Annotated in this window: 9 protein-coding genes; 4 read left to right on the forward strand and 5 right to left on the reverse strand. The window is 39.8% G+C overall.

What is annotated here, in order from left to right; all coding sequences use genetic code 11:
• Positions 1–9: 9 nt before the first annotated feature.
• A complete protein-coding gene (ileS, locus tag HMPREF9071_RS07785) occupies positions 10–3,426 on the reverse strand; it encodes an isoleucine--tRNA ligase (RefSeq protein WP_009746067.1) in 3,417 nt (1,138 codons plus the stop codon).
• Between the two features lie 310 nt (positions 3,427–3,736).
• Here ileS and HMPREF9071_RS07790 point away from each other — a divergent pair, with 310 nt between their 5' ends.
• Positions 3,737–4,348: a SprT-like domain-containing protein gene (locus HMPREF9071_RS07790; protein WP_040358451.1), complete on the forward strand. Its 612-nt coding sequence runs from the start codon at positions 3,737–3,739 to the stop codon at positions 4,346–4,348.
• Here HMPREF9071_RS07790 and HMPREF9071_RS07795 read toward each other — a convergent pair.
• On the reverse strand, positions 4,343–4,669 hold the full coding sequence (locus HMPREF9071_RS07795; protein ID WP_009746069.1) for a MerR family transcriptional regulator: 327 nt from the start codon (positions 4,667–4,669) through the stop codon (positions 4,343–4,345). The genes HMPREF9071_RS07790 and HMPREF9071_RS07795 overlap by 6 nt on opposite strands.
• A complete protein-coding gene (locus tag HMPREF9071_RS07800; protein WP_009746070.1) occupies positions 4,669–5,643 on the reverse strand; it encodes a M23 family metallopeptidase in 975 nt (324 codons plus the stop codon). The genes HMPREF9071_RS07795 and HMPREF9071_RS07800 overlap by 1 nt, the downstream gene beginning before the upstream one ends.
• 180 nt (positions 5,644–5,823) lie before the next feature.
• Here HMPREF9071_RS07800 and HMPREF9071_RS07805 point away from each other — a divergent pair, with 180 nt between their 5' ends.
• The 3 genes from HMPREF9071_RS07805 to ybeY are packed head-to-tail and all read left to right on the forward strand — an operon-like array spanning position 5,824 to position 8,107.
• Positions 5,824–6,585: an exodeoxyribonuclease III gene (locus HMPREF9071_RS07805; protein WP_009746071.1), complete on the forward strand. Its 762-nt coding sequence runs from the start codon at positions 5,824–5,826 to the stop codon at positions 6,583–6,585.
• Positions 6,586–6,589: 4 nt separating this feature from the next.
• On the forward strand, positions 6,590–7,630 hold the full coding sequence (locus tag HMPREF9071_RS07810; RefSeq protein WP_009746072.1) for a glycosyltransferase family 9 protein: 1,041 nt from the start codon (positions 6,590–6,592) through the stop codon (positions 7,628–7,630).
• 60 nt (positions 7,631–7,690) lie between these two features.
• Entirely contained in the window at positions 7,691–8,107 is a 417-nt protein-coding gene (gene ybeY, locus HMPREF9071_RS07815) for an rRNA maturation RNase YbeY (RefSeq protein ID WP_009746073.1), read from the forward strand.
• Positions 8,108–8,172: 65 nt separating this feature from the next.
• Here the strand turns inward: ybeY and efp are convergent, their stop codons facing one another.
• The gene (efp, locus tag HMPREF9071_RS07820; RefSeq protein WP_009746074.1) at positions 8,173–8,739 is read right to left on the reverse strand and encodes an elongation factor P; all 567 of its coding nucleotides are present in this window, start codon (positions 8,737–8,739) and stop codon (positions 8,173–8,175) included.
• A 26-nt stretch (positions 8,740–8,765) separates the two neighbouring features.
• Entirely contained in the window at positions 8,766–10,166 is a 1,401-nt protein-coding gene (gene fumC / locus HMPREF9071_RS07825) for a class II fumarate hydratase (protein ID WP_009746075.1), read from the reverse strand.
• Between the last annotated feature and the right edge of the window lie 133 nt (positions 10,167–10,299).

Here is a 10,299-nt window from a genome sequence, read left to right on the forward strand (position 1 = left end):
TTTCTTTTCTTACATTTTCTCAATCCTAATCTTAGTTACAATATCATCAAAAGCGACTTCTTCTCCTGGAAGAGTATCGGCAAAAAGGATTTCATTGGCTAAGGTCTCTGCTTTGATATAGTCCTCATTGACATGGACAGCATTCTCAAGTGTATTTTGCTTTTGCAAGCGGATACGAATTCTATCGGTTACTTCCAGACCTGTATCCTTACGAAGGTTCTGGATACGGTTTACTATCTCACGAGCAATTCCCTCAGCGCGCAATTCCTCGCTAATGGTAGCATCCAAAGCCACTACGAGCCCTGTAGAGGAACTTGCCACCAACCAACCTTCTATATCCTGAGAGGTAATTTCCACATCATCCAAGGTTAGGGTTAGGGGCTCCTTGTCTAAGGTAATTTTTTTGGTTCCCTGACGTTCAAGTTCTTGTATATCTTGTTGAGTAAAGTTATTAATAACTGCCGCTATGTCCTTCATTTGCTTGCCGAACTTAGGTCCTAAAGTACGGAAGTTGGGTTTAATTTGTTTGACCAAAATACCTGAAGCATCGTCAATGAACTCAATTTCCTTCACGTTCACCTCATGCTTGATGAGGTTAGCTACTGCCAATATCTCTGCTCTTTCTTCCTTATTGAGGGTAGGGATAAGTATTTTCTGTAAGGGCTGGCGAACCTTAATCATCTCTTTCTTGCGGAGGGAAAGCACCAAAGAGGAAATATTCTGTGCTTTTTCCATTTTACTTTCCAATTTCTTATCAATGTATTGCGTCTTGCTCTCTGGATAATCGGTAAGATGTACGGATTCGGCTTTATCCTTACCTGTTACGACATTGAGGTCTTTGTAGAGCCTATCCATAAAGAAGGGTGTCACGGGAGCAGAAAGTTTGGCTACCACCTCCAAACAGGTATAAAGGGTTTGGTAAGCAGATATCTTGTCTTGCTCATATTCTCCTTTCCAAAAACGACGACGGCAAAGGCGTACATACCAATTACTGAGGTTCTCCTGTACAAAGTCAGAGATAAGGCGGGTAGCACGGGTAGGTTCGTAGTCCAAGAAAGCTTCTTTCACCTTAGCAATAAGGGTATGTAGCTCGGAGAGAATCCAACGGTCTATTTCTGGACGTTTTTCCAAAGGCACCTCTGCTTCAGCATAAGTAAAGCCGTCCAAGTTAGCATAGAGAGCAAAGAAGGAATAGGTATTATAGAGGGTACCGAAGAACTTACGACGTACTTCCTCTATGCCTTCTACGTCAAACTTAAGGTTATCCCAAGGATTGGCGTTGGAAATCATATACCAGCGGGTGGCGTCGGCGCCATACTTGGCTAAAGTCTCAAAGGGGTCTACTGCATTCCCTAACCGCTTGGACATCTTTTGACCATTCTTGTCCAATACCAAGCCATTGGACATTACATTTTTGTAAGCTACTGAATCAAATACTGAAGTTGCAATCGCATGAAGGGTGTAGAACCAACCACGGGTCTGGTCAACTCCTTCGGCAATAAAGTCTGCCGGAAAAGCCTTACGACTCTCTATTAGCTCCTTATTCTCAAAAGGATAATGCACCTGTGCATAGGGCATAGAACCTGAGTCAAACCACACATCTATCAGGTCACTTTCCCGCTTCATGGGTTTTCCGGAATCAGACACTAAGATAATGGTATCTACAATATTCTTATGTAAGTCTATCTTATTATAGTTCTCCTCAGACATATCCCCTACCTTGAACCCATTGAAAGGATTCTCCTTCATGAATCCGGCGGCTATGGATTTGCTAATTTCATCCATCAACTCGGCTACTGAACCTATTATTTTTTCCTCTTTAGAATCCTCAGTACGCCAGATAGGCAGTGGGATCCCCCAATAACGAGAACGAGAGAGATTCCAATCATTGATATTCTCCAACCAATTGGCAAAACGTCCTTCACCAGTTGCTTTAGGTTTCCAATTAATCTGCTGATTAAGGGCTACTAATCGGTCTCTTACCGCAGTCATCCTTACAAACCAAGAATCCAAGGGATAGTAAAGTACGGGCGCATCGGTACGCCAACAGTGAGGATAGCTATGGACATATTTTTCTACCTTAAAGGCTTTATTTTCTGTCTTTAAAAGAATAGCCATTTCTACATCCCATGATTTTTCAGGGGCTTCACCGCTCTTGTAATATTCGTTCTTTACATATTTTCCAGCGAAGAGTTCAGGCACCTTGTTTCCCTTGAGGAAACGTCCTTGCAAATCCACCAAAGGCACCAAATTATCGTTTTCATCTTTAACTAACATAGGAGGGATATCATTCTCCTTACCCACACGGGCATCATCTGCTCCAAAGGTAGGAGCAATATGTACAATTCCCGTACCATCTTCGGTAGTTACAAAGTCTCCCGCAACCACTCTAAAAGCCTTTTCAGGATTCTCGGCAGGAAGAAACCAAGGAATGAGCTGCTCGTAGCTAGTGTCAACAAGGTCGGCTCCCTTGCACTGAGCCAAAACCTCATAAGGTATCTTCTTACGATTCTCTTCTTTGGCATAAGCCATAAAATCAGCCTCTTTAGAAGTCTCAAAGAATTTACCTGCAAACAGCTTGGTTTCTAAAGCTTTTGCCAATATCACTTGTATAGGTTCAAAGGTATATTGGTTAAAAGTTCTTATAAGGACATAGTCAATATCCTTACCTACTGCCAAGGCGGTATTGGATGGCAAAGTCCAAGGGGTAGTTGTCCAAGCAAGGATATACACTTCCTTTCGAGGAGCCTTAAGAGCAGTAGTCGCCTGAGCAGACAAGCCTTTTACCCTGAACTGGGCTACAATAGTGGTATCGGATACATCACGATAACAACCAGGCTGGTTCAACTCATGGGTAGATAAGCCTGTTCCTGCCTTAGGTGAATAGGGCTGAATGGTATAGCCCTTATAGAGTAATTCTTTGTTATACAATTGTTTAAGAAGCCACCAAACGGTCTCCATATATTTAGGCTTATAGGTAATGTAAGGGTTTGTCAGGTCTACCCAATAACCTATCCTTTTGGTAAGGTCATTCCAGATATCAGTATAACGCATCACCGCTTCCTTACAAGCTTTATTATAGTCAGCTACAGAGATTTTCTTACCAATATCGTCCTTGGTAATGCCTAATTCCTTTTCCACGCCCAATTCCACAGGAAGTCCATGAGTATCCCAACCTGCTTTACGGAATACTTGCTTTCCCATCTGGGTATGGAAACGACAGAAAATATCCTTGAGGGCACGTGCCATTACGTGATGTATACCAGGCAATCCATTAGCAGAGGGAGGACCTTCGTAGAAGATAAAAGGCTCCCTTCCATTACGGAAATCTATACTTTTGCGGAAGATATCATTATCTTGCCAGAATTGCAATATCTCTTGGGCTATCTTTGTCAGTTCTAAAGCTTTGTACTCTGCAAATTTCATTTTTCTAATTATTAAATTGTCAATTGTTAAATACCACGGATTTCACAGCTAATTTAAGGAAGCAAATTTACAACTTTTTCTCAATAAATCAAGTGTTATTTTTAATTTTCAACACAGTGCCAGATACCTGTGATGTCCCCAGAAGAATCATCATTCTTTCCACAAGAGGAAAATAGCAAGACTATAGAAAGCCATTGCTCCTAAAAAATTCTTTTCGCAAAACTCAATTTCTTATTTTTATGGGAAGAAGATAACATTTTTTTACTTTATGAAGAAAAAGTTTATAATTTTTCTTATTTTTGCACTCATTATGGAAGCCATTTTATACAAATACTTACCTAAAGAATCGGTGATTCCTTGTTTTGAACTGATTAAGCGTTTGGGAATTTATCTAAAGATTGTTAATGAGCGACAAAGCCGGCATGGGGATTATCAACAGTTATCCAATGGACAACATAAGATTACCATTAATGCCAACCTGAACAAATATCGCTTTCTGATGACTCTAATCCATGAGATTGCACACTTGGTGGCTACCGAGAAATACGGAAAGCAGATAAAGCCTCATGGCAATGAATGGAAGAGCACCTATCAAGCTCTGATGAAGCCTTTTTTGCGTCCTGAGATATTCCCTACAGAACTTCTCTCTTACCTTGTGATCCACTTCCAAAACCCTTCAGCAAGCAGTGATACTGATGTGCATTTAACCTTAGCCATGCGCCAATATGACCATGAGGAACGTGTAAAATATTATGTGTTCGAACTCCCCACAGGTAGCTTATTTTGCAGTGATGACGGACGTGTGTTCAAAAAAGGCAGTAAGAAAATTAAGCGCTATGAGTGCACAGAAGTCTCCACGGGCAAACGGTTTGTCATACAGCCACATGCCTTAGTAACCCCTCTTGAGAAGGATATGCTATAACTCATTCTTAATAGCTAATAAGGCTTCTTTTACCTTATTAAGTTTTTCAATAAGTTGCAAGGTAGATAGAAGTTCTTTAGGTTTTTCCTTGATCTTTGCCTTAGCCCCCTCTAAAGTATATCCCTGCTCCTCTACCAGGTGATATACTAAGCGAAAATTCTCTATATCCTTCTGTGTATATCGTCGTGTGCCGTGAGGATTCTTTTTGGGGGAAAGAATATCAAATTCCTTTTCCCAGAAGCGGATCTTGGAAGTGGCTACTCCAAAAGCCTTAGCAAGTTCTCCTATAGAAGCATAATACTTAGTAAAAGGAGTTTCCATTAGTCTAATGATTGGTTGCCTTGTGTAGATTGTTTTAACATTTCTGCATATTCTTCAGCCGATAAGCTCCCATAATAGAAGTTAATCGGATTAAGATGTTCTCCATTCTTTTTCACTTCATAATGTAAGTGAGGAGCTTCAGAACGTCCTGTACTTCCCACATAGCCTATTACATCCCCTCGCTTTACTTTTTGTCCTGGTCGCACATTATATTGGCTTAAGTGTGCATAGATAGTCTCATAGCCATAACCATGGTCTATACGGATATGTTCACCATAACCTGAAGAATTACTATCGGCACGGGAGACTGTACCATCCCCTGTGGCATATACAGGAGTCCCTGAAGGAGCTGAGAAATCCATTCCGTAGTGGAATTTTCTAACCTTGGTAAAAGGGTCGGTACGGAAACCATAGCCTGAAGCCATGCGCTTAAGATCTTTGTTCTGTACAGGTTGGATAGCTGGTAAGGAAAGTAAGAGTTTTTCTTTTTCTTTAGCAAGGGCAGCTATGTCATCCAAGGATTTGGATTGTACTGCCAATTGTTTTTGTAAAGATTCCAAGCGCTTAGTCATATCAATAAGCAAAGCTGAATTACTAAATTTCTCCAAATATTCATATCGGTTAACCCCTCCGAAACCACTCTTACGTTGTTCCTCCGGAATAGGAGACATTTCAAAGTAGGTACGATAAAGATTATTATCCCTATCCGCAATATTTTCAAGTACTTCCTCCATCTGTTGCATTTTCTTGTTCAAAATGGCATATTGTGTTTCATTCTCCTTAAGTTCTCTTCTGAGAGAAAGCTCCTTAGGGGTTTGCATAATATTAATATTGTAGAGAATCACTACAAATATCAATGCGAAAAGAAAAGAAGAAAGAAAAAAGAAGAAAATATGTTTGAGCCGTCTCTTTCGGTTACTTATTTGCTTAAAGGACAGTGTTTCAGAGTCATAATAGTATTTAATCTTCGCCATGATTGTCTTGTTTTATGTACTATATATCCTGTTGTGGGGGCAAAAATACAATTTTCCAAGAAAAGAAAAAAGTATTTTAAGATTTTTAGCTAATCTGATGATTTGTCCACTCGCTGGTGTGCTGACATGCTAATTAATCAATTATTTTTAGTATTTTTGCACTTTATTTGATTAAGCATTATGAAGATATTTTCTTACAATGTCAATGGCATTCGTGCTGCTATGAGTAAAGGATTTGTCCAATGGCTTTCTGCCGCAAGTCCTGATGTAATATGCTTGCAGGAGATAAAAGCCTTAGAGAGCCAAATAGACCTCCTTGCTTTAGAGGAGGCAGGTTACCGCTACCATTATTTTCATTCTGCAGAAAAAAAGGGTTATAGTGGCGTGGCTATCCTCTCTAAAAAAGAACCTGAACATGTGGAAATAGGTACAGGTATTGACTATATGGATAAGGAAGGACGTATTCTCCGTGCTGAGTATGGGGATCTCTCTATCATGAGCCTATACCTTCCCTCAGGCACCAATATTGACCGCCTTGATCATAAGCTACAGTTCATGGCGGATTTCCAAAAGTACATTAATACACTTAAGAAGGTACACCCTAACCTTGTCATCTGTGGAGATTATAATATTTGTCATGAAGCTATTGATATTCATGACCCTATCCGTAATGCTAACGTATCTGGTTTTCTTCCTGTGGAACGTAAGTGGTTAGATGATTTTCTCAAAAGTGGCTTTATTGATAGCTTTCGTTTTTTTAACAAAGAGCCTCATAACTATTCTTGGTGGAGCTATCGTGCCAATGCAAGAGCTAATAATAAGGGGTGGCGCATTGATTATTGTTTAGTGGCTCAGCCCTTGGAAAGCCGTATAGTAAGAGCAGCTATCCTACCTGAAGCCAAACATAGCGATCACTGCCCTATCTTAGTTGAAATAAAGTAGTCCTATGAAGAATAAGGAAATAAAGCACTTACTGGTGATACGGCTCTCTGCTATGGGCGATGTGGCTATTAGTGTCCCTGTACTTACCGCCTTCTCGGAACAATACCCCGAAGTACAACTGACTATCCTTACTCGTCCGCTCTTTGCCCCTATGTTCGCTCACTTACCACATACTACCTTATTCCCCATAGAGGTAAAAGGAAAACACAAAGGAGTAAAGGGGCTCTATCACCTTTTCAAAGAACTTAGAAACAGACAAATACAAGGAGTTGCTGACTTGCATAATGTATTAAGAACAAATATACTAAAGTTCTTTTTTTCCTTTACCCCTATCCCCTTCAAGCAGATTAACAAAGGTAGGAAGGAGAAAAGAGCCCTTACCAGAGCTAAGAAGAAGGTTTTCTCCCCCTTATTGCCCACTTATAAGCGTTATGCTGACGTTTTTAAAGCATTAGGGTTTCCTCTTTCTTTGGATTCTCCTTATTTTGCCCCTAAACCTCCTCTTTCTCAAGAGATAAAAAATCTGCTATCCAGCACTATAAATATAGGAATTGCTCCTTTCGCTACTCACAAGGGAAAGGAATATCCTTTTGATCAAATGAAGGAGGTTATTATAGCGCTCGCTGAAAGATATCCTTTAGGGAAGATCTTCATCTTTGGAGGAGGTAATCGGGAAAAAGAATTGGTAGCCTCCCTCCCCTCTCTTGAGAATGTAGAGAATATAATAGGTCGCTTTTCCTTTGAAAAAGAACTCTCCCTGATAGCACACCTGAGCCTAATGCTTGCTATGGACAGTGGAAATGCCCATTTGGCTGCCATGTACGGAATCCCCACCCTTACCTTATGGGGGGTAACTCATCCGTATACAGGTTTTGCTCCTTACGGGCAACCTCAAGAGTATTGCCTGCTTGCCAGCAGAGAGCTTTTTCCTTTAATTCCCACCTCTGTCTTTGGAAATAAATACCCTAAAGGATATGAAAAATCTATAACAACTATTTCTAACCAAGATATATTAAAAAAAATAATCACCATTTTAGAAAAATAAACTATTTTGTTTTCCTACTTTTTTTATATTTTTGCTTTTGAAAAAATCTAATTTACTTTTATGATACATTTCTTTTATGAACTTCCTTTTGAATTACCGAATGAGGAAGCGGACTACCAGCGTTGGGTGCAACTAATCATAGCCTCAGAACGCAAAAAGGAAGGAGATATTAATTACATCTTCTGTAATGATGAATATCTACACAAGATCAATGTAGATTATCTGCAACATGATACCCTGACTGACATCATTACCTTTGATTATGGAAAGGATAACACTCTCTCAAGTGATATTTACATCTCAGTAGAAAGAGTAAAAGAAAATGCACAAGAATATGGTGTAGATTTGCCTACAGAACTCCTCAGAGTCATGGCTCATGGTATTTTGCACCTGTGCGGTTACAAGGACAAAACTCCTGAGCAATCCCAAGAAATGCGCCAGAAAGAAGAAGAAAAGATGGCTCTATTTTTAAAATAAAAAGGAAAACCTTTGAACAGTAGTTCAAAGGTTTTCTAATAAAAATATATTAAGCTATAAAAAATTTAATCCTTCATTCTCTCCACATAAGTTCCTTTTTCAGTCTCTACCTTAATACGGTCTCCTTCATTGATAAAGAGAGGCACATTTACGATAGCTCCTGTTTCCACCGTAGCAGGTTTTGTTGCATTAGTTGCTGTATTTCCTTTTACTCCAGGTTCCACATGTGTTACTGTAAGAATTACATTAGCAGGCATTTCTACAGAGAGAGGGGTTTCATCTTCTGCATTGAAGATAATCATTACTACTTCTCCTTCTTTTAGCAAATCGGGGTAATCCAGCATATCACGACGAATATGTACCTGGTTGAAGTCCTCCACATCCATAAATACCAACTCATCCGCCTCTGGGTAGAGGTACTGGAAAGAACGTGTTTCCACCCGCACATCATCTATTTTATGTCCTGCTGAGAAAGTATTATCAATAGTCTTTCCTGTGGTTACACTCTTTAGTTTGGTTCTTACAAAGGCAGGACCTTTGCCTGGTTTTACATGAAGAAATTCGATGATTTTGTAAATGTCATGATTGAAACGAATGCACAATCCTTTTTTAATATCAGCTGTACTTGCCATATTTATTAAATATATTTAATTACTTATTATTTTTTAAGGCTTCCTACCATATCCTCTGGTCTTACCCAAGCATCAAACTCCTCAGGAGTTACATAGCCCAATCGAATGGCTTCTTCGCGGAGAGTAGTACCGTTCTTATGGGCTGTATTGGCTATTTCAGCAGCCTTATAATAGCCTATCTTTGTATTAAGCGCTGTAACAAGCATAAGACTTTTGTTCACCAATTCCTTAATGCGTGGGTAGTTAGGTTCAATACCTGATACACAATGTTGCTCAAAGCTCACACAAGCATCTCCTATAAGTCGTGCGGACTGTAAGAAGTTGGCACAAATCACAGGCTTGAATACATTAAGCTCATAGTGTCCCTGAGTAGCCCCTACACTGATAGCCACATCATTTCCCATAACTTGGGCAGCTACCATAGTTACTGCCTCACACTGGGTTGGGTTCACCTTTCCTGGCATAATAGAGCTACCAGGTTCATTGGCAGGAATCAAAATCTCTCCAATACCACTGCGAGGTCCTGATGCCAACAGACGAATATCATTGGCAATCTTGTTCAAGGAAACAGCGATTTGCTTAAGTGCCCCATGGGATTCCACCATAGCATCATGTGCAGCAAGAGCTTCAAACTTATTATGTGCTGTTACAAAAGGAAGCCCTGTAAACTGAGCTATATATTTGGCAACCAATACATCATATCCTTGAGGGGTATTAATACCTGTTCCTACAGCAGTCCCACCTAATGCTAGTTCACTAAGGTGTGCCAGTGTGTTTTTTAATGCTTTAATGCCATGTTCTACCTGAGAAGCATAACCAGAGAATTCCTGTCCTAAAGTAAGAGGTGTTGCGTCCATCAGGTGAGTACGTCCTATCTTGACCACATCCTTGAAGTCCTGTGATTTCCTCTGTAGGGTTTCTTTTAACTTCTCAAGACCAGGCAGGGTACATTCCGTCACCATTTTATAAGCTGCGATATGCATTCCTGTAGGAAAAGTATCATTAGAGGATTGTGACTTATTCACATCATCATTAGGCAAAAGGATTTTCTCTCCTTCCCCTATTTTTCTTCCTACAAGCTGTTGAGCTCGGTTAGCAATCACTTCATTCACATTCATATTGGACTGTGTGCCTGAGCCTGTTTGCCAAATAACCAAAGGAAACTGGTCATCCAACTTCTTTTCTAGAATCTCATCACACACTTTTGCAATAAGGTCACGTTTCTCTTGAGAGAGAACCCCTAATTCACAATTGGCGTAAGCAGCAGCTTTTTTTAGATAGGCAAATCCATATATCACCTCTTTAGGCATGGAGGCAGGAGCTCCTATTTTAAAATTATTGCGAGAGCGTTCTGTCTGTGCTCCCCATAGCTTATCTGAGGGAACCTTTACCTCTCCCATTGTGTCTTTTTCTATACGATATTCCATGGCATGAAAGTATTTTTATGATTTCTTTTTTATATCAAAAGAGTACTTCCTTTGACAAGACAAAGGTATATATTTTTTACAAAACTACCAAATTTTTTTCTCATTATGTATTCCATTGAATAAAAGGATATTG

This window comes from Capnocytophaga sp. oral taxon 338 str. F0234 (genome assembly GCF_000192225.1).
Classification (GTDB): Bacteria; Bacteroidota; Bacteroidia; order Flavobacteriales; family Flavobacteriaceae; genus Capnocytophaga.